This is a genomic window from Streptomyces phaeolivaceus (assembly GCF_009184865.1).
In the GTDB taxonomy this organism is placed as follows: domain Bacteria; phylum Actinomycetota; class Actinomycetes; order Streptomycetales; family Streptomycetaceae; genus Streptomyces; species Streptomyces phaeolivaceus.
In genome coordinates this window covers 901,873-920,162 of record NZ_CP045096.1, presented here as the reverse complement: position 1 = coordinate 920,162, position 18,290 = coordinate 901,873, and the positions used below count along the sequence as shown (strand labels likewise).

18 protein-coding genes and 1 pseudogene are annotated in these 18,290 nt (G+C 73.3%); 10 read left to right on the top strand and 9 right to left on the bottom strand.

Annotated elements, in window-relative coordinates; translation table 11 throughout:
• The first annotated feature begins 108 nt into the window (after positions 1-108).
• Together F9278_RS04545 and F9278_RS46845 are read left to right on the top strand one after the other, a co-directional pair.
• The gene (locus tag F9278_RS04545; protein ID WP_152167105.1) at positions 109-3,537 is read left to right on the top strand and encodes a hypothetical protein; all 3,429 of its coding nucleotides are present in this window, start codon (positions 109-111) and stop codon (positions 3,535-3,537) included.
• Positions 3,534-3,710 carry a hypothetical protein gene (locus F9278_RS46845; protein WP_226966634.1) on the top strand — a complete coding sequence of 59 codons (177 nt, stop codon included), beginning with the start codon at positions 3,534-3,536 and terminating at the stop codon, positions 3,708-3,710. Before F9278_RS04545 ends, F9278_RS46845 begins: the two co-directional genes overlap by 4 nt.
• 404 nt (positions 3,711-4,114) lie before the next feature.
• On the opposite strand, the gene F9278_RS48640 is transcribed toward F9278_RS46845, so the two are convergent.
• From F9278_RS48640 to F9278_RS04520, 4 genes are all read right to left on the bottom strand, one after another.
• Positions 4,115-4,636, bottom strand: a complete 522-nt coding sequence (locus F9278_RS48640) for a hypothetical protein (protein WP_404818856.1) — start codon at positions 4,634-4,636, stop codon at positions 4,115-4,117.
• Positions 4,633-5,829 carry a PP2C family protein-serine/threonine phosphatase gene (locus F9278_RS04530; RefSeq protein WP_404818855.1) on the bottom strand — a complete coding sequence of 399 codons (1,197 nt, stop codon included), beginning with the start codon at positions 5,827-5,829 and terminating at the stop codon, positions 4,633-4,635. The genes F9278_RS48640 and F9278_RS04530 overlap by 4 nt, the downstream gene beginning before the upstream one ends.
• 113 nt (positions 5,830-5,942) lie before the next feature.
• The gene (locus F9278_RS04525; protein WP_152167104.1) at positions 5,943-6,707 is read right to left on the bottom strand and encodes an IclR family transcriptional regulator; all 765 of its coding nucleotides are present in this window, start codon (positions 6,705-6,707) and stop codon (positions 5,943-5,945) included.
• Positions 6,708-6,766: 59 nt separating this feature from the next.
• Positions 6,767-7,621: a glycoside hydrolase family 16 protein gene (locus tag F9278_RS04520; RefSeq protein ID WP_226966633.1), complete on the bottom strand. Its 855-nt coding sequence runs from the start codon at positions 7,619-7,621 to the stop codon at positions 6,767-6,769.
• A gap of 388 nt (positions 7,622-8,009) precedes the next feature.
• On the opposite strand from F9278_RS04520, the gene F9278_RS04515 reads away from it, so the two are divergent.
• The 4 genes and pseudogenes from F9278_RS04515 to F9278_RS04500 all read left to right on the top strand — a co-directional run bounded on the left by F9278_RS04515 (position 8,010) and on the right by F9278_RS04500 (position 10,860).
• On the top strand, positions 8,010-8,624 hold the full coding sequence (locus tag F9278_RS04515; RefSeq protein WP_152173695.1) for a dihydrofolate reductase family protein: 615 nt from the start codon (positions 8,010-8,012) through the stop codon (positions 8,622-8,624).
• Positions 8,625-8,712: 88 nt separating this feature from the next.
• Entirely contained in the window at positions 8,713-9,270 is a 558-nt protein-coding gene (locus F9278_RS04510; RefSeq protein ID WP_152167102.1) for an RNA polymerase sigma factor, read from the top strand.
• A pseudogene (locus F9278_RS04505) lies at positions 9,267-10,117 on the top strand (zf-HC2 domain-containing protein). The gene F9278_RS04510 and the pseudogene F9278_RS04505 overlap by 4 nt, the downstream one beginning before the upstream one ends.
• Positions 10,118-10,209: 92 nt before the next feature.
• Entirely contained in the window at positions 10,210-10,860 is a 651-nt protein-coding gene (locus F9278_RS04500) for an ATP-binding cassette domain-containing protein (protein ID WP_226967263.1), read from the top strand.
• A 60-nt stretch (positions 10,861-10,920) separates the two neighbouring features.
• On the opposite strand, the gene F9278_RS04495 is transcribed toward F9278_RS04500, so the two are convergent.
• Positions 10,921-12,615, bottom strand: coding sequence for a dolichyl-phosphate-mannose--protein mannosyltransferase (locus tag F9278_RS04495; RefSeq protein WP_152173694.1), 1,695 nt, complete (start codon positions 12,613-12,615; stop codon positions 10,921-10,923).
• 319 nt (positions 12,616-12,934) lie between these two features.
• Here F9278_RS04495 and F9278_RS04490 point away from each other — a divergent pair, with 319 nt between their 5' ends.
• Positions 12,935-13,075: a hypothetical protein gene (locus F9278_RS04490; RefSeq protein ID WP_404818854.1), complete on the top strand. Its 141-nt coding sequence runs from the start codon at positions 12,935-12,937 to the stop codon at positions 13,073-13,075.
• 130 nt (positions 13,076-13,205) lie between these two features.
• Positions 13,206-13,772 (top strand): hemerythrin domain-containing protein, encoded by a 567-nt coding sequence (locus tag F9278_RS04485; protein WP_152167101.1) that lies wholly within the window; start codon positions 13,206-13,208, stop codon positions 13,770-13,772.
• 238 nt (positions 13,773-14,010) lie between these two features.
• On the opposite strand, the gene F9278_RS04480 is transcribed toward F9278_RS04485, so the two are convergent.
• The 4 genes from F9278_RS04480 to F9278_RS04465 form a co-directional block, all read right to left on the bottom strand.
• Complete coding sequence (locus F9278_RS04480) at positions 14,011-14,670, bottom strand: GAF and ANTAR domain-containing protein (RefSeq protein WP_152173693.1); 660 nt, start codon at positions 14,668-14,670, stop codon at positions 14,011-14,013.
• A gap of 317 nt (positions 14,671-14,987) precedes the next feature.
• Positions 14,988-15,305, bottom strand: a complete 318-nt coding sequence (locus tag F9278_RS04475; RefSeq protein ID WP_152167100.1) for a hypothetical protein — start codon at positions 15,303-15,305, stop codon at positions 14,988-14,990.
• Positions 15,306-15,445: 140 nt separating this feature from the next.
• Positions 15,446-15,637 (bottom strand): hypothetical protein, encoded by a 192-nt coding sequence (locus F9278_RS04470; protein ID WP_152167099.1) that lies wholly within the window; start codon positions 15,635-15,637, stop codon positions 15,446-15,448.
• Positions 15,634-15,993, bottom strand: coding sequence for an ATP-binding protein (locus tag F9278_RS04465; protein WP_319023101.1), 360 nt, complete (start codon positions 15,991-15,993; stop codon positions 15,634-15,636). The genes F9278_RS04470 and F9278_RS04465 overlap by 4 nt, the downstream gene beginning before the upstream one ends.
• Positions 15,994-16,215: 222 nt before the next feature.
• Between F9278_RS04465 and F9278_RS04460 the strand changes: the two genes are divergently transcribed.
• Together F9278_RS04460 and F9278_RS04455 are read left to right on the top strand one after the other, a co-directional pair.
• Positions 16,216-17,478 carry a helix-turn-helix domain-containing protein gene (locus F9278_RS04460; protein WP_152167097.1) on the top strand — a complete coding sequence of 421 codons (1,263 nt, stop codon included), beginning with the start codon at positions 16,216-16,218 and terminating at the stop codon, positions 17,476-17,478.
• Entirely contained in the window at positions 17,463-18,017 is a 555-nt protein-coding gene (locus F9278_RS04455; protein WP_152167096.1) for a GNAT family N-acetyltransferase, read from the top strand. The genes F9278_RS04460 and F9278_RS04455 overlap by 16 nt, the downstream gene beginning before the upstream one ends.
• Positions 18,018-18,290 lie beyond the last annotated feature (273 nt).

Sequence of the window (18,290 nt, the reverse complement as noted above, 5' to 3'; positions counted from 1 at the left end):
GTTGTTCTTAGAGGCGCGGGGAACTGCGCGAGAAGCCCCACCGGACCCGCACCCTGCGTCCCCGCATAATCGATCGCCCGAACCGATCTCGCCGGGCAGAATCGCCACATGCCCACCACCGCGGAGCAGTTGCTCTCCGCCCTCGAACCGCTGCCGTTCCCCGCCCGCCTCGCCCTGACGGCACGGACCGCCCGCGGGCTCGCGGAGCAGGAGGCGCTCGCCCCGCTGCTGGCCGAGCTGGACGGGCGCGGCCCCTACGAGCGGCGGCTCGCGGCGTTCGCGGCCCTCGTCGGACGGGACGCGGCGTTCCTCGCGGAGCGACTGGCCGACCCGGACCCGGTCGTCGCCGGATACGCGCGGCGCGCCGCACGCGACCTGCCCGTACCCGACCGGGCCGTGGAGGCGGCGTACGACGACGCACCGGCCGTCCTGCGCGGACGACTGGCACGGCTGCTCGCCTCCGGCGGGCGTACCGCGCTCGCCGAGCGGCTGGTGGCGCGACTGCGCGCGGAGTGGGGCGACGCCGAGGCCGCGCGGCTGCTGCCGGCCTGCTCCACACCGTTCGTGGCACGGGAGTTGCCGGGGCTCGCCCACGCCGTCGACAACTGGACGCGGCTGGCGTCCCGACACCCCGACCCGGTGCTGGACCACGCCGAACGAACCCTGGCCGACCGGGCCGGCGGAGAGCAGAGGGACGACTGGTGGCGCGTGTACGCCACCACGGTCGCGGCCCTCGCACCGACGCGCCCCGAGCGGGTGCTGACCCTGCTGGAGCGGCACGGACCCGGCAGTCTGCCGCGCGCGCTGAACAACGGACTCGGCCCTCTCGCCACCGCCGACGCCGACCGTGTCATCCGCTGGATCACCGCTCCCGACCGCCGTGAACAGCGCCATGAGCCGCTGCCGCCGCCCGGAGTGCTGCGGCGGCTGGTGCGGGCCGAGCCCGCGTCGGTGGCCGCGCTGGGCCGGCACTGGCTGAACCGGAGCGCCCACTTCGCCGCCCTGGTGAAGGCCATGGCACCCGGCCTGCGCCCCGCGTTCGTGGACGCGATGGCCGAAGGGGGAACCCACTGGAGCCCGGCGTTCAGCGTCCTCGGCCTGCTGCCCCGTGAGCAGCGCTGGGCGGAGGTCCGGCGGGCGGTGGCCGAGTCCGACGGCACCGACCACTGGTGGGAGGACCTGGACACCCTCGCCCACGGCCCGCTCGACGACGCCCGCCCCGAACTCCTGGCCGCGATCGGACGGTCCGACGCCGACGACCGGGCCCTCGCCTGGCCCCTGTACGTGGCCTGCGCCGCCCGTGACGGCGGCCGGGAGGCGATCACCGAACTGCTGACCACCGCGGTCCGCCGACTGCGCAACGACCGGGACCCGGTACGCGCCGCCGCGCTCGGCGCGCTCGCCGAGGAGCACCCGCGGGTCTTCGCCGCCGACCACGCCCCGCTGCTGGACGCGCTCGCCACCGACGCCCTGGAGGCACGCGACAGTTCGGCCGCCACGACGACCGCGCTGCGCACCCTCGCCGTACGCCTGTTCGTCGAGCACGCGGCGGACGGGCGGCACGCGGCGGGCGAAGAACACACGGCCGACAGCGGTGCGGCTCTGCGGGAGTGGGCCCTGCGCACGCTGGAGCGGCTCACGAAGCGGGTCGGTGTCCCCGACCTCGGTCCGCTCCACCGTGTGCTGCGCCGGGGGCAGGAGCACCAGGTCGTCGAGGCCCTGCGGCCCCGGCTCGACGCCGGGGCCGGACGGGCCGACTTCCGGCTGCTGCTCGGCCTGGCTGCCGCGCTCGGCCCGCGCGCCCGGCGACTGCCCGAACTCCAGGACCGGCTGGCCACGGCCCTGGAACGCGGCGACGACGAGACGTTCCGGGAGGCGGCCGGCCTGTGGCTGGCCGCACCCGCGACCCGTGACGAACGGGCCGCCGCGATCGTCGCGCGCGAACCGTCGGCGGTCGCCCTGCCGTCCGTACGGCGGGTGCTGACCCGGCGGCGCACGGATCTGCTCGACACCCTGCTCGGCGACACCCCGCCCTACGGGCGCTTTCTGGCGGACGGGGCCCGGCGCCCGCTGCCGGACCTCGGCGACAGCGACCGCTGGCTGCCCCGCCAGCAGCGGGCGGCCGTCCGACTGGCCGGACGGGCGGTCGCGGACGACTCGCTTCCGCTCGACGAGCGGGCCGCCCTGATCCGGGCCGCCGCCCCGGTCGCCGAGTTCGGGCGGGCCCTGGCGTTCGCGCACCGGGACGACACGGAGGTGATCGTCGCCGAGGCCGCGCTCGGCGCGCTGCCCTGGACCGACCGGCCCCACGACACCCTGGCGACGCTGCTGGAACACTCGGGCGGCGACCGGGCCAGGGTCGCCGTGTACGCGGCGGCCCGCGCCGCCCGCTACACCGCCCCGTCCGGACTCGCCCTCGCCCTGGGCGCGTTGCTCTCCGGGGAGCGGCCCGTGAAGGTCACCTCCCGCAAGGAGGCCGTACGGCTCGCCGCGCGTTTCCTGCCGCCCCGGCGGGCGGTCGCCCTGCTGGCGGGCGCCTTCCACGCCCCCGACCACCACCCGGACGTCCGGGCCGCCGTCGTCCGCGCCCTGCCGCCGCTGCTCGGCGAGCCGGAGGCCCGGACCCTGCTGGAGGACGCCGCGCACGACGACAGCCAGGCCGTGCACGAAGCCCTCCTGGCCGTCACCCCCTGGGAGTTGGCCGAGGCGCACCGCCGCGCCTACGCCGCCGTGGTCGTCGCGGCGTACGACACGACCCTCGCGCTCACCGAGGGCTTCGGCGGCTACTTCCTGCTGCGCGCCATGGGCGTGTGGTGCCGCTGCTCGCCCGAGCTGGCCCTGCGGATCTCCCGGACCGCGAGCGGCCTCGGCGACCGCGGGCACTGGCAGCACGCGGCGTGGGTACTGCGCGACCTGGCCGCCTCCGAGCTGCCGCACCCCGTGGGCGGCGGCGCGCCGGGCAGCGTGTTCCACGGCGCGGTGGCCGAGCTGCTGGCCGCGACACACACGGCGGAGGGCGGCGCGGACGCGCTGGAGGGCCGGGACCTGCCGGCGCTGCAACGGCTCCGGCACCTGACGTCCTTCGGGTACGTCGACGGAACGCGCCCCGAACTGCTGGAGGCGATCGCGGCACAGCTCGCGCCGGAACCCCTGCTCGCGCCCGAACGCGCCCAGCTGCTGGGGCAGTTGGTCGACCACACCGTGGAGCCCGCGGCACTGCTCGTACGGCTGCGGGACCTGGCCGACGCCCTGGAGGGCGCGGGGGTGAAGGTGGCGGTCCACACGTCCGGCCGGTTGCGGTCCTCCTCGGCGTACCGCGCTCATCCGGGGCGCACGGAAGCCCTGCTGACCGCCGCCGACGGCTTCGCCCGCGACGGCGGCACCGCGACGGGCCTGCTGGCGGTCGGCCTGGTGAAGGCGACGGGTGTCGCCCTCGGCTGGCCCGAGAAGTGGCGCTCGCTGCTGCGTCTGCTGCGCGGGCACGCGAACGCCGATGTACGGCACGAGGCGTACCTGACCCTGACCGCGAGCGAATGACCGCTCGGCGCCGGCGAGGAGAGCACACCCGAGGGACGGGGGAGGCAGCGGACACGCGCCCGGACGACCGGCACTGGCACCTCACCGACGACCTCACCGACGACCTCGGCGACTTCCTCGCGCGGGCCGGGCGTTCCTGCGCTCGCGCCCGGTCCCGCACACCGTGCAGCTGACGGTCACCGAGACACTCCGCACACGCGGGCCGGACGCGTACGGCCCCGAGGCGCCCGTGCTCGGGCTGCTGGAGGGAGGGGCGAGGTCCACGCCACGTTCCTCCGGACCCGCCCCACCGTCCGCACCTCACCCCACTCACCCTCGGACCGGTCGCCGCCCTCGCCGCCCTGCTGTCCGGCCTCGGCCACCGCCTTCCCGGCGTCGGCGCGGACCACGCCACCGCCACCGCGTTCGCGCGGGCCCGGCAGCGGCACACCGGCGCGACGCCGGTCCTGCGCGAGCGACAGTGCCTGTACCGCCTCGGCACCCTCACTCCACCGAGGCCGCTCCCCCCGGGGCCGGGGCCGGGCCCGGGTCGCGGACCGCCGGGACCGCGCGCTGCTCGTCCGCCGGCACCACGAGTTCACCGCTGCCCTCGGGGCACCCTCGCCCCGGAGACCGCCGCGCGGGCCGCCGCCCTCTTCGCCGAACGGCACGCCACCGTGGGGGAGACCCCGGACGGCACCCCCGTCTCCATGGCGGGCCTGAGCCCGATGACCGCCGGCCAGATCCGGGTGGCCCCCGTCCACACCCCGGCCCCGCCGCGCGGCCGTGGCGACGCGGGCGCCGTGACGGCCGGGGCGAGCCGGGCGGCACGGGACGCGGGCGCGGCGGAGGTCCTGCTCTTCACGGATCTGCCCGACCCCGCCAGCACATCGCCGCCGCGCGGATCAACCGGTCCCGCAAGGACGGTCTGGAGGCCTACGTGACCGAGGCCGGTGTCGTCCTGGTCGGCAGCGGGATGAAAGCGTGCGACGTGATCCCCGACGACCGGCTGATCGCCCGGCGCGGGGCTGCTGGACACGCCGTTCCACGCCGAGGGGAACATCGACATCGCCACGGCGGGCGGCTGCCCGGCCTCCGGGTACCTCGCGACCTGGGTCATGACCGCGACCGGGCGCCGCACTCGACCACGGGGGTTCCGGGAGCGGTCGGCCTGCGCAGCAGGAGCAGGGCCGCGTCGTCGTGCAGCCGGCCGCCCACATGCGTGAGCAGTTCGTCGTGCAGGGCGGTGAGGGTGTCGGCCGGCTCGTCGGACAGATGGACCGCCAGCCGCTCGGCCAGCGGGTAGAACGCGCGGTCGCGGTCGCGGGCCTCCGTGACACCGTCCGTGTAGAGCAGCAGCTGATCCTCGTCGCCGAACGGCAGGGTCTGCAGGGCGGGGAGCTCCCCGGTGAGGGCGCGCAGCCCGAGGGGCGGGGCCGGACACGCGGGCTCCACCGGGACGACCCCGCAGCCGCGCACCAGCAGCGGCGCCGCGTGACCGCAGTTGACCAGCTCCAGCTCGTCCGGCCGGGGGTGCCCGGCGACCACGGCCGTCACGAAGTCGTCGCCGCGGAGATTGCGCGCGAGACTCCGTTCGATCCGGTCGACGACGGCGAGCAGATCCGGCTCCTCGTACGCCGCCTCGCGGAACACGCCCAGCACCAGCGCGGCGATCCCGACCGCGGGCAGCCCCTTGCCGCGCACATCGCCCACGATCATGCGCACCCCGTACGGGGTCGGCACCAGGGCGTACAGATCCCCGCCGATCCGGGCCTCCGCGGCGGCGGCGCTGTAGCGGACGGCCACCTGGAACGGGCCGACCGTCGCCGGTACCGGCTGGAGCAGCGCGTGCTGGGCGGCCTCGGCGACCGAGCGGACGGCCGCGAGCACCCGCTCGCGCCGCCCGCGCAGCGCGCTGGCCAGACCGCTCGCCAGGGTCACGGCCACCAGCGCGGACAGCACGGCGGCCAGCTCACGGCCCGGCGCGCCGTCCCGGACACCGAGCATCGCGCCCAGCACCCCGGCGAGCAGCCCGACACAGAGCACCCCGCGCGGCCCGCTGGTGGTGGCGGCCAGCGCGGGCCCGGCGGCCAGCAGCGGCAGCCAGGTCAGCCCGGCGCCGCCGAGAAGGCCGACGACCACGATCACGGAGACGATCAGGACGGGCAGCAGCGGCAGCATGGGCAGCGCGGGCGTACCCGAGGCCAGCTGCGCGGCGATCCGGCCGCGGGTCGTCCTTCCCGGGGCCGACGCTCGGTTCCTGGCCTGCCGGACGGTCCCGTGGTCGCCGCCGAGCTCTCGGGTCTGCCTCATGTATCGCCGCCGGTCCTCACCTGTGTGCGGAGCGCGCACTCCCGAACGCCCTCCTGAATTGTCCGTTTCATCCAGGAAAGAGGATCGGCTCCGGAGTCACAAGAAGGTGCTTTTCAGATAGTGAGTGACAGGCCCCTGGTCACTCGGCTCGCGGTCGGCAGCAGCCGTGCCCGGACCTCCTCCAGCCGGGAGAGCCGGTCCGCCCGCAGCGAGACACCGAGCGAGCCGAGGGTGTCCCCGCTGTACACGGGAACCGCGATGCAGACCGTGCCGAGGGCGTACTCCTCCAGGTCCGTGACGGCCGGCGCCACCGGGGACGAGTCCAGGCGGCGCAGCAGCTCCGGGGCGTCGGTGATGGTCCTCGGGGTGAGATCGGCCAGCTGGTGCCGGGAGAGATAGTCCCTGCGGGACTCCTCGTCCAGCTCCCGCAGCACCGACTTGCCCAGCGCGGTGGCGTGCCCGGCGTCCTCGAACCCCACCCAGAGGTCGACCCGGGGCGCCCGGGGGCTGTCCACGATCTCGGCGACCCGGATCTCGCCGTCCTCGTAGAAGGTCAGATAGGCGGCGCTGGTCAGTTCGTCCCGCAGCGCGGCGAGCGTCGGCCGGACCCGGCTGAGCAGCGCCTGTCCCCGGCCGGTGGTGTGCAGTGCCTGCACCTTGTCGCCGAGCACGAACCCGCCGTCGGCCAGTTTCCGCAGGTAGCCGTCGTGCACCAGGGTCCGCAGCAGATGGTAGGCGGTGGCCAGGGGCAGCCCCGTCTCGCGGGCCAGCTGCTTCGCCGGCGCGCCGTTCTCGTGCGCGCTCACCGCCTCCAGCAGGCGGAAGGCCCGCTGCACGGACGTGATGAGCGTGGGGCCGGGCCCGTCGTGCACAGCCATAAGACCAGCGTGCGCCGGGCGCGCGGGACGGGCAAGCGCCGCCGGGCCACGGTCACGGGTCACTTCCAGTCGTACGCGTACGCGGCGACCCAGGTGATGTCCAGCTGGGCGCTGCTGCCCGGAGCAGCGCCCGGCCCCTCCAGCGCGCTCTCGTTCTGCAGCACCCAGGACAGGGGCCGGTTCGGCACGTCCCGGGTGTCGTGGCCCACCTGGCGGCCGTCCACGAAGAAGCGCACATGGCCGGGCGTCCACTCCGTCGACACGGTGTGCCACTCCGTCCAGTCGTCGGCGCCGGGGAAGTAGCCCTGCTCCCCGCCGCCGCAGGGATGGTGGAAGGCGGTGAGGTCGCCGGTCCACTCGCCCTCGGGGTGGTCCAGCTCGCAGCCCCCGCCGTAGTGCAGCCACGCGGACTTGTAGCCCGGCGCGAGCTTCGTCACCTTGATACGGGCGCTGTACTTGCCGTACTTCATCTGCATGACGGCACGGGGTACCACCGCCGCAGCGTGCACGGGACCCCCGTCGGCGGGCCGCCACATCCGGATGGACATCCGGCCGTCGCCGTTCTCCGCAGGGCCCACGCTCACGGTGTCCTCCGGGTGGTAGACGCCCACGACGTCCCGGCCCCGGTCGCCCGCCGTGTCGCGCCAACCGGTCGGGTACGCCCACCAGTTGTCGCGGTACGCCCCGCGCAGGCCCCCGCAGTACGCGGCGGACGTGTCGACCCGGTGCTCGCAGTCGCGGAACCCGCCCAGCGGCACCCGGTCGCCGTCGAAGTCCTCCGCGAGGACCTGCCAGAAGGGCCCGCAGTCGCCCCGGGGCAGTTCGGTGCCGGTGGCACGGCAGGCGTCGGCCGACACGGGCGCTCCCTCGGCCCGGGGCACCCCGACGAGCGCCACCAGGAGCAGGAGGCTCATGGAGGGCCACAGTGCCCGTCCACGGCGTTTCGGAGCGGCGTGCGAACCCATCGGGAAAGCCCCCTTCGACCCACTGCGACATGAGCGGCGACATGAGTGGCGACATGAGTGGTGCGAGGTGGTGCGAGGTGGTGCGAGGGAGCATCCTCACGGCGGGCCCGCTCCGACGCCATACCCGGAGCTGGGCGCCTGGCGGAGGGCCGGACTCCGCTCCCGCCCGGGCGGACATCGGAGGTTTCGGGAATACCGGCGGCGCTGGATCACCCGCCCGGCGGGGAAACAGGCGGGGCGTGTCGAATGCGGTCGCTCCCGATCGACGTGAGGGTGAAGGCGGAACCCCCTCGGGCCGACAACGGCCCGCCGGACCACAGGAGCTTCCCTCATGACCATGATCGTGACCTCGGACCTGGCCGTCTCCCTCGACGGATACGTCGCCGGCACCGATGTCTCTCCCGACAACCCCGGGGGCGACGGCGCCGAAGCGCTCTTCGAGTGGATCCACGGTCTGGCGAGCTGGCGGGAGCGCCAGGGCATGACCGGCGGGGCGGAGAACCGCGACTCCGAGCTGATGCGTGAATGGTTCGACGCCACCGGTGCCGTGGTCATGGGGCGGACCATGTACGACCTGGGCGAGGAGTTCTGGGGCGACAACCCGCCCTTCCGCACCCCCGTCTTCGTGCTCACCCGCCGGCCCCGGCCCACCCTGGTCAAGGAGGGCGGCACCAGCTTCACCTTCGTCACCGACGGCGTCCACGCGGCCCTCGACCGCGCGCGGGCCGCCGCGGGTGACCGGAACGTCGACATCGCGGGCGGGGCGAGCACGGTGCGTCAGTACCTCCGCGAGGGGCTGATCGACGAGCTGCAGCTGCACGTCGTGCCCGTCCTCCTCGGAGCGGGCCTGCGGCTCTTCGACGATCTCGGCCCAGGGCGGCGCGACCTCGAAACGGTCCGGGTCGTCCACACCCCGCTCGCCACCCACCTGAAGTACCGCTTCCCGAGGTGACCGCGCGCCTGTCCGGCCCGCCCGCCCCTCTGTGACGGGGATCACTCCCGAAGGAAAACCCGTCGCGCGGGCCCCGCGTCTGGTCGGTGTGAGATCAGTCAGGAAGGCGCCGACGGGGCCGGACGAGGAGCGTCTCGTCCGGCTTGTGGCCGGGGGTGACCGCGCGGCGTTCGAGGAGCTGTACCGGCGTACGGCGCCGTGGCCGGCGGTGCGGTTGCGGCGCCGCTGCGCCGACGAGCAGATCGTCGCCGAGGTCATGCGGGAGACGTATCTGGCGGTGTGGCGGGCGGCGGGCGCGTTCGCCGGGGCCGCGGTCGGCGGGAGTGCCGTCGGCTGGCTCTGGACGATCGCGGCCCGCCGCCTCGTCGACGCGTTCCGCCGCCGGGCCCACCACGCGGAGCCGCCACCCGCCGCCGCGCGGCCCGTGGCGCCCGCCGCCGAGGACGAGGCGCTCGCGGCGACCGTCGGCGGCGACGTCGGGGACGCGCTGCGCCGCCTCGCGCCCGAACTCAGGGAAGTACTGCAGGCCATGGCGCTCGACGGGCTGACCGTCCGGGAGACCTCGGTCCTGCTCGGCGTGCCCGAGGGCACGGTCAAGACCCACGCCCGCCGGGCCCGGACCGAGATGCGGAAGGCCCTGGCATGAGCGTGGAACACGCGTCGACGCGGCTCATCGACGGCTACGCACGCGGCGACACGGACATCGCCGCCGACGAGGTGTGGGCCCTGGAAGCCCATCTGGAGGCGTGCCGGGACTGCCGGGACCGGCTGTCGGCCGCCACCGCGGCGACCGTGCCCGCCGTGACCGCCCTGGTCGGCGCGGTCTGGTCCGACCTCGAACCCCAGCTGGCCGCGACCTCGCCCCTGCCCCGCCGCCGCTGGTCGGCACGGCTGTCGCGGTGGCTGACCCCCCACGATGGCGCCCTGGCTGGCCATGATCATGACCGTGACGCTGCTCGCGCTGCTGTTCGACTTCGCCGACCCCGGCACCGGCCTCGGGACCTCCTCCGGCGAGGTGTCGCCGGTGCTGCCGCTCGCCCCCGTCCTGCCCGTGCTCGGCGTCGCGGCGTCGCGGCGTCGTGGCGTCGTGGTCACGTGGACTGGACCCGGCGTACGAGCTGACGGCCTCCGTGCCCCGGGCCGGGCTGCCCCTGGTGCTGCGGCGGACCACGGCCGTGCTCGCCGTGGTCGTCCCCCCGTTGCTCGCGGGCGGCTGGCTGACGGGGGTGACGGCCGCCCAGTGGCTGCTGCCCTGTCTGGCGTTCACCTCGACGACCCTGGCGCTCGGCGGAGTCGTCGGCGTCACCCGTGCCGCCGTCGCGCTGATCGCGGTCTGGGCCGCCGTCGTGCTGGCGCCGACCCTGGCCACCAGCCGTACGCCCTACGCCCTGCAGACCGAGGGACTGCCCGTATGGGGGCTGATCCTCACCCTCGGCATCGGTGTGGTGATCGCCCGCAGAGGCGCGTACACCGAGCTGGGAGCCCACCGATGACCGGGACGGCCGGCGGGACGGCCGACGAGACGGCCGGTCGGCTCTGCGAAGCGATGAACCGGTCGAAGACCGGAAGGAAGGAACATCACGTGATGTCCGCGGTGAGCGCGGCCGATCTCGCGCCGACGCCCTACGCCTGGGAGATCCGGGCCACGGGGCTGAAGGTGCGGGTCGGCCGGAAACGGATGGCCGTCGACGGGCTCGACCTGTCGCTGGGCACCGGCGTGCACGGCCTGCTCGGACCCAACGGGGCCGGCAAGACCACCCTCATCCGGGCGCTGGCCACCGTGCTGCGCCCCGCCGAAGGCTCCCTGGAACTGCTCGGCGAGTCCACGGGAGGCCTCGGCGAACACCGGGCGCTGCGCCGCCGGATCGGCTATCTGCCCCAGGAGTTCGGCTACTACAAGCGGTTCACGGTCCGCGAGTTCGTCGAGTACATGGCGTGGCTGAAGGAGGTCCCCAAGGCGGACATCCCGGCGGCCGTGCGGCGCGCCGTGGAGCGGGTCGGTCTCGCGGACCGCGCCGACGACCGGATGAAGACCCTGTGCGGGGCGCGGTACGCGTGGACGCCGCCCGTCGCCTGGCTGTCGTCGGTGGTGTTCGCCCCGACCCCGACGAGCGTGCCGACACAGGTGGCGACCTGGATGCTGCTGCCGCCCGGCACGGCGGCGGCCACCTGGACGGCCGTCACCCTCGCGATCACCGGCACCGCGGCGTACGCCCTCGCGGGCCCGAGGCGGTGACCGGTCCCGGCCCGCCGTCCGGGAAGCGCCCGAGGAACGTCCACGGTGGCTCCGGATCCCTCAGATCCAGGTGTCGAGCCACATACGGACCTGCCAGTCGGGATACGGGATCGTGAGCCCCGTGTAGATCGGGAAGAAGTAGATGAAGTTCCAGGCGACGAGCAGCACCACCGCCCCCGCCACCATCGCTCCCCGCGCACGGCGGTCGGCGCTCGCCCCCGGCGGGCCCACCAGCGCGCCCAGGGTCATCGCCACGGCCAGACACAGGAAGGGCACGAAGACGACGGCGTAGAAGGAGAACGTCGTACGGTCCTGGTAGAGGAACCAGGGCAGATAGCCCGCGGCCACGCCGCACAGCACGGCGCCCGCACGCCAGTCGCGGCGCAGGGCCCACCGGAACAGCAGATACACGAGGGCGCAGCACGCCGACCACCACAGCACCGGGGTGCCCAGGGCGAGGATCGCCTGCGAGCAGCCGGTGATCGCGTGACAGCCGGCCTCACCCGGCTCGGGGGACCGGTAGGAGAACAGCACGGGGCGGCCGAGGACCAGCCAACTCCACGGATTGGACTCGTACTTGTGGAACGCGTCCAGGTCCATGTTGAACCGGTAGACGACGGACTCGTAGTGCCACAGGCTGCGCAGCGGCGCCGGTATCCACGACCAGGGGCCGCCCCGGCCGTCCGCCCAGTGCCGCCCGTAGCCGTCGTCGGACAGGAACCAGCCGGTCCACGTCGTCACATACGTCACCACGGCGACCGGGGCCAGGGACAGCGCCGACCGGCCGAGGTCCTTGCGCAGCACCGCCAGGTACGGCCGCCGGGCCCCCGCGACCCGGCGGGCGCCGACGTCCCACAGCACGGTCAGGACCATGAAGAAGGCCAGGAAGTACAGACCGTTCCACTTGGTCGAGGCGGCCAGGCCCAGACAGACACCGGCCGCGAGCCGCCAGGGCCGCCACCCCGTCCCGGCACGGTCCCCGGTGTCCGCGTCCGGGCCCACGCGACCGTCCTCGCCGACCGGCAGCGCCGCCGCGAGCCGGGCCCGCGCCCGGTCCCGGTCGAGCAGCAGACAGCCGAAGGCCGCCAGGACGAAGAACATGACGACGAGGTCGAGCAGCGCGGTACGGCTCATCACGACATGCAGACCGTCCAGCGCCAGCAGCACACCGGCCAGACAGCCCAGGAACGTCGAACGGAACAGCCGGCGGCCGATGCGGCACAGCATCAGTACGGACAGCGTCCCCAGCAGGGCCGGCATGAAGCGCCAGCCGAACGGTTCGAGACCGAACATCCACTCGCCGACGGCTATCACCCACTTCCCCGTCGGCGGATGCGCGACGAAGCTCCCGGTGTCGGAGAGCGGGATCACCTGCGGGTCGGCCAGCACCTGCGGGTCGGCGACCTCGCGCTCCGGCCAGGTGCCCTCGTGGCCGAGCCGCAGCAGGGACCAGGCGTCCTTGGCGTAGTACGTCTCGTCGAAGGCGAGTTCGTGCGGCCGGTCCAGGCGCCAGAAACGAATCGCTCCGGCGAGCAGGGCGACGAGCAGGGGTCCCAGCCAGCCCGTCGCCCGCGCGATCCGGTACGCCGGCTCCGGACCCAGCCCCACCCGCTCCCACAGCCGGGTGCCCGGCTCGGGGAAGGGCGGCACCAGCCGTTCACGGATGTCGCTCCGGGGGCGCCCGGCATACCCGAACAGGCGCAGCCGGTCGGTCCGGTCGAGGGGCGCCGTCGTCGAACGGGTGCCTTGGAGCATCGCGGTGAAGAAGTCCTTCGAGAGTGCGGGCGAGAGCGCGGGCCGACCGCCGCCGGAGGTCGACACTCCCGAGATCGTAATGCGCACCCGCCCGTCGAGCGGATCGATACGGATCGATACGGATCGAGACAGAGCGAGGTGGATCGAGGTGGATCGACAAGGACCGCTACGGGGTTGTCGCGGATCGAGGGCGAACAGGCCCGGCTCGTCGTCGAGTTCGCGGCGGTTCCCTCCCGCGCCGACCGTCCGCGCGCGGGGCTGTCCGTCGGTGCCCCGAATCCCGGGTGCGGGGCGGCGCCGGGCTGGCACGGCCGCCCTGGTGCGCCACGCCCGTGACCACGGCGTACGCACCGTCTTCCTCGCCTACGCGGAGGACGCCGTCGCCCGCGTCTACACCCGGCTGGGGTTCCGCCCCGCCGGCTGCACCCTGCTGATCGCCGACCAGCCCGCCCGCTCGTAGACGCTCCGCGAGGCATGGCCGCGCCCCGCGTGGCTGGGCCGTTCGCGGGTACTCGGGAGCGGGCCGCGAGGGGTGCGGGGGCGAGGGGTACGGATGCGGAAGCGGGTCGGCCAGGAGAGGAGCGAGGGACATGGGACACGGCGGAGACGTCATCGCCGAACTGACCACGGACCACGGGGAAGTGGAGGAGATGTTCGGCCGGATCGCGGGGCTGCCCGTCGGGGATCCCCGGCGCAAGCGGTACGTGGACCAGGTCACCATCGAGCTGGTGCGTCACTCGGTCGCCGAGGAGGCGTACCTCTACCCGGCGGTCCGCGAGCACGTCCCCGACGGTGACGCGCTCGCCGACCGGGAGCTGGCGGACCACGCCGAGGCCGAGCGGACCCTGAAGGCGCTGGAGCGCTGCGCGGCGAACGACCCGGACTTCGATCTGCTGGTCGGCCGACTGACCACCGAGATCAGGGCGCACATCCAGGACGAGGAGACCCGTCTCTTCCCGCTGCTGCGCGCGTCGTGTTCGGCCGAGGCCCTGGACGGCCTCGGCGAGAAGGTCCGCGCGGCGAAGAGGACGGCGCCGACCCGGCCCCACCCGGCGGCCCCGGGCACCCCGCCGGCCGACAAGCTGCTCGCCCCGGGCCTGGGCCTCGTCGACCGGCTCCGCGACACGCTGACCGGCCGGGGCAGCAAGGACACCTGACCCGGCGCACCGAGGTGCCTCCGGGTGCGTGACCGGCCGGATTGCCGGCGCCGGAGTGGCCGATCGAGGTGTGGGAAGTCGGGGCGGGGGGACTTGGAGTGCAGGCCGGGTTTCGACGGCGTTCCCCTGGGGGTCGTCCCGGCCCAGGCTTCTCTGGTTCTGACCACGTGCCGGAGGAGCCGTCCCCGGAGGGCCGCCAGCCGTCCTCGCGGGACCGTCGGCCGTCGCCGCCGGACCGTCAGAGGCCGCCCTGTTCGCAGACCCGGCGGGCGACGTCACGGAGTTTGATGTTGTTCTCCTGCGAGAAGCGGCGCAGCACGTCGAACGCCTCGTCCTCGGTGAGGTGGTGGCCGCCCATGAGGATGCCCATGGCCTCGCCGATCACATGGCGGGTGGCGACGGCCCGCTCCAGCTGCGCGTGGGTGCGGGCGCTGGAGAACGCGACCGCCGCGTGCGAGGCGAGCAGCCACCCCGCCAGCTCGCTGACCTCGGTGAACGCACCGGGCGCCCGGGAGTAGAGGTTCAGGGCGCCGAGGTCCTCGTCCTCGGTGAACAGCAGGAAGCCCATCATGCTGCCCACCCCCAGCCGCCGGGCCCGTGGCGCGTAGGCGGGCCAGCGCGGCTCCTCGCCGGAGAGGTCGCGGATACGGAACACCCGGCCGCCCTCCGCGTTGTGGGCGGCGTCGAAACAGGGTCCCTCCCGCAGATGTTCCTGCAGCGCGTCGCTGTCGATCACCAACTGCTCGGTGGGAGCCAGTGTCTCCACCGACGAGCCGTGCAGCACGAGGATGCCGGCCGCGTCACAGCCCTCCACCAGCTCGGTGGCCGAGGCGGTGATCCGCTCCAGGGTGGAAGCCACCGAGGGCTGGGCCAGGAATTCCCGTGCCATCGACGCCATCTGCTGTGCGAAACGGTCCCAGTCCACACCGTCCTCCGTATCACCCTCGTCCGGACGTGGCTGCCCGGACGTCCTGGTCTCCAGCCTCGCACGCGAGCGCCCGTGCGGAGGCAGCGACGACAGCCGTCTTCCCGCGCCCTGCCGCTCTACGCCCCGGGCGGCCAGCGGGGGGCATCGGGGGTCACCGCGCGGCGGCGTCGACCGCGTCGAGGTCGGGCAGGTCCAGCGCGCAGACGCGGTCGGCCTCGTCGGCGGGCAGGCCGAAGTGCCGCACCATACTTTTCTTGGAGCGTATCTGCTTGAGGGTTTTCGGTCCCCTACTCGAACCTCTGTTTGCATGAGTCCAAGGTGAAGTCCCAGAACCCCGAGGAGCCATCCAAGTACAGCCGGGTCCACTCCTTGCGAACGCGATCGAGCGGAGCGCCGGGCATCTGGATCTCGATCTCCCGGCCGTCCTCGGTGTGGAGCGTGAACACATACCGTCCCTCGCCGTAGTCGGCCGAGGGCTTCCGATCGTGCGAGGTGACGGTCACGCCGAACTGGGGCAGTTCCTCGGCGAAGGCGGTCACGTTGGTGACGGCCTGCTCCTCGGTCGCCTCGGCGACCGGGCCGGATCCGGGGGTGATGAACGACATGGCCTCACCCTCTGACCGGGCACCGACAACGAAGAGACCCCGGCCGTTTCGGGACAGCCGGGGTCTTTCCTCCTCACGGGTAGGGGGGAGCCATCTGGGTTAGTTGGCCTCTACGCCGCGAGGGGTTCGGGGAAGCTCGGTCACCTGAGCCAGCTGTTGTCCAGCGGCACGGTGACGGTCAGCCGGTCGGGGTTGTTCTGGGTCCACTCAGGGCCCCCGCCCGTGAGGGGCCGCACGATGTAGACGCCGCCGGAGACATCCGTGACCATGCCCCTCCGGCCCGCGTCCTCGTCGTGGACCTCGTCACCCACCCACGCCTTGCCGCCCTTCATCGCTCGACCTCGACTTTCAGCTCGGCCCAGACGGTCTTGCCCCAGCGGTGGAGGTCCGTGCCCCAGCGGTCCGAGAGGGCGTCGACCAGGAAGAGGCCACGCCCACGGATTTGGTCCCCGTTGGAGTCGGTCCGCAGCTCCGGCATGACGCGGGAGCGGTCGACGACCCCGAGGCGGATCCAGCCGTCGGAGGGGCGCGAGACGAGGACCCTGATAGAGGGGAGACGGCCGTGGTCCACGGCGTTGGAGACCAGCTCGGTCATGACGTTCAGGGCGTCGTCGATCAGGTCGTCCTGGTGCCAGGCCGACAGGGCCGTACGGACGAGTCTGCGGGCCGCACGCGCGCTCTCCGGCACGCGGTCGAACGTCTGCGAGTATCCCGGGTGCCCCGTGGGGCGTGGCGTAGCGGTCACAGTCATCAGGACCTCAAGGGGTGCGGGTGTGAGTGGCCTTACCCGAGTGAACGGCTCCTGGCCTCCGCATGGCCGGAAAAATCGGCACGTGGTGTAACCAGCCCGACCGGAAATTTCTGCTCCATAGACCCTCACTGACGAGGGATCAATCCCTACGGTGGGTACGTGGAGGGGAACGAGAGCCTCAGCAGCGCGATGCAGGAGCGCGGCTTGACACAGGTGGAGTTGGCCGACGCGGTGAACACCCGGCTGGTCTGCGCCGGGCACGAGGGGACGGTCGGTGACCGGACGATTCGCAACTGGCTCACCGGAAAAACCCGGTGGCCCCACCCCAAGCAGCGCGAGGCGTTAGAGGCAGTATTCGGATGTACGGCCGAGGAGCTGGGTTTCAGCCCTCCGGTCGGAAGACGACTCCCCGCCACCGAACCGGAGTCCCCTGTGGAACGACGGAACTTCCTTACCGCCACGACCGGAACAGCCGCTGCCGCTGTGCCGTTCGTCGGAGCGCCTCAGCGGGTCGGCACCTCCGACGTCCTCCGGCTCCGCTCGGGTCTCGACGCCCTGATGGAGCTGGATGACACGAGGGGAGGCCACGAGGGCCTGGAGCGAGCCGCGCTGTCGGGGGCGGCCGATGCCCTGGAGAAGCAGAAGCTCGGAACCACCCAGCGCATCCGGCTCCGGCTCTTCTCGATCGCCGCCGACTACACCGCCACGGCCGCCTGGAGCGCAATCGACGCCAAGCAGGCCGACCGGGCCCAGGCTCTCTTGGGACGGGCGCTGTACCTCGCGGGCATGGGCCAGGACCCGTTGGCGGAGATGAGGGTCTGGAACTCCTACGCGATGCTGGCCCACCAGCGTGGGGAGCACACGGAGGCCATCGACTCCGGCTTGGCCGCCCAGGCCACGGCGGTCACCAGGCGGGACCCACTGTTCGCCTCCCTCGCCCACGCCCGTACGGCCATCGGCCACTCGAACCTCGGCGACCGCCAGGCCGCTTTGCGCTCTCTCGGACATGCGCGAGAGGCCCTGAGCAAGGCGGACCGGGATCAGCCCCGTCCAAGCTGGATGGCCTTCTACGGCCCGGCTGAGCTGACGGCCATGACGGCCATCGTCCGGGACCGGATCGGGGACGCCGCAGAGGCCGAGGCAGCCTCCCACAAGGCCCTGGGCGCGATCCCCGAACAGTTCCGCCGGAACCGGGCGTTGGCCACGACGCGGCTCGCTCTGGCACAGCTCCATCAGCGGGACATCGACCAGGCCTGCTCCACCGCGTCGAACGCCTTCGAGTTGATGGTGGGCACTCCCCTACCGGGCCGGATGCGCTCTCTTCTCGGCGACTTCTACCGTGACTTGATCACGCTTGCGCCGGACGCCGGGGTCGCCCGAGAGTGGGGAGACCGCTACCGAGCCGAATGGAGCAGAGCTTGAGCGCCGCCGATCTGGTCGTACGCCGCTTCAGCAACAAGGACTTGGCGCAGATCCGTCAGGCCCTGATCGACGTGCACGCCGACGCCTATGCGAACGCCATGGATGACGAGTTCAACCAGCACTTTCCCTGGTTCGTCGACCACTGGGGCGGTAACCCGGACTTCGATTGCGTGATCGCGTACGACGGTGGGGAGGCGGTGGCCTTCGCCTACGGCGCTCCGTCCACGGCGTACCGCGAGTGGTGGCGAGAGCACCTCGACCCGGCGCCGGAGAAGAGCCGGACGTTCTCCTACTCGGAGTTGGCCGTCCGTACGAAGTGGCGCAAGACCGGGACGGCCGAGTTGGTCACGCGGGCGCTCCTGGACGAGCGGGACGAGGACCTGGTGGTCCTCCTCGTCGACACCGAGCACCCCCGCGTGCAATCCATGTACGAGTCCTGGGGCTTCCGGAGGGTCGGGCAGCGTCAGCCCTTCCCGGACTCTCCGGTCTACGCCGTGATGCTGGCCGAACTGCCGTTGGCTGGAGGCGTGAGGGATTGATGACCACCAGAGCGGTTGCGTTGGTGTTCTGGGCAGTGACGGGTGTCTTGGGTCTCGTTCTGTTTCTGATCAACTCCGAGGCTGTGTACTGCGCACGGAACCCGGGCAGCAGCGGAAACATGCGTGCCCCGGACGGGTGCCTTGTCGAGCCGAGCACCTTGGCCGTGGTTCTCGGCAACATCGGGGGCGGGATGCTCCTGATCGGCAGCGTCGGTTTTGTGTGGACAGCAGTTGTGGCACTCCGCGCTGAGTTGGGCCGGTAATTGCGAAAGA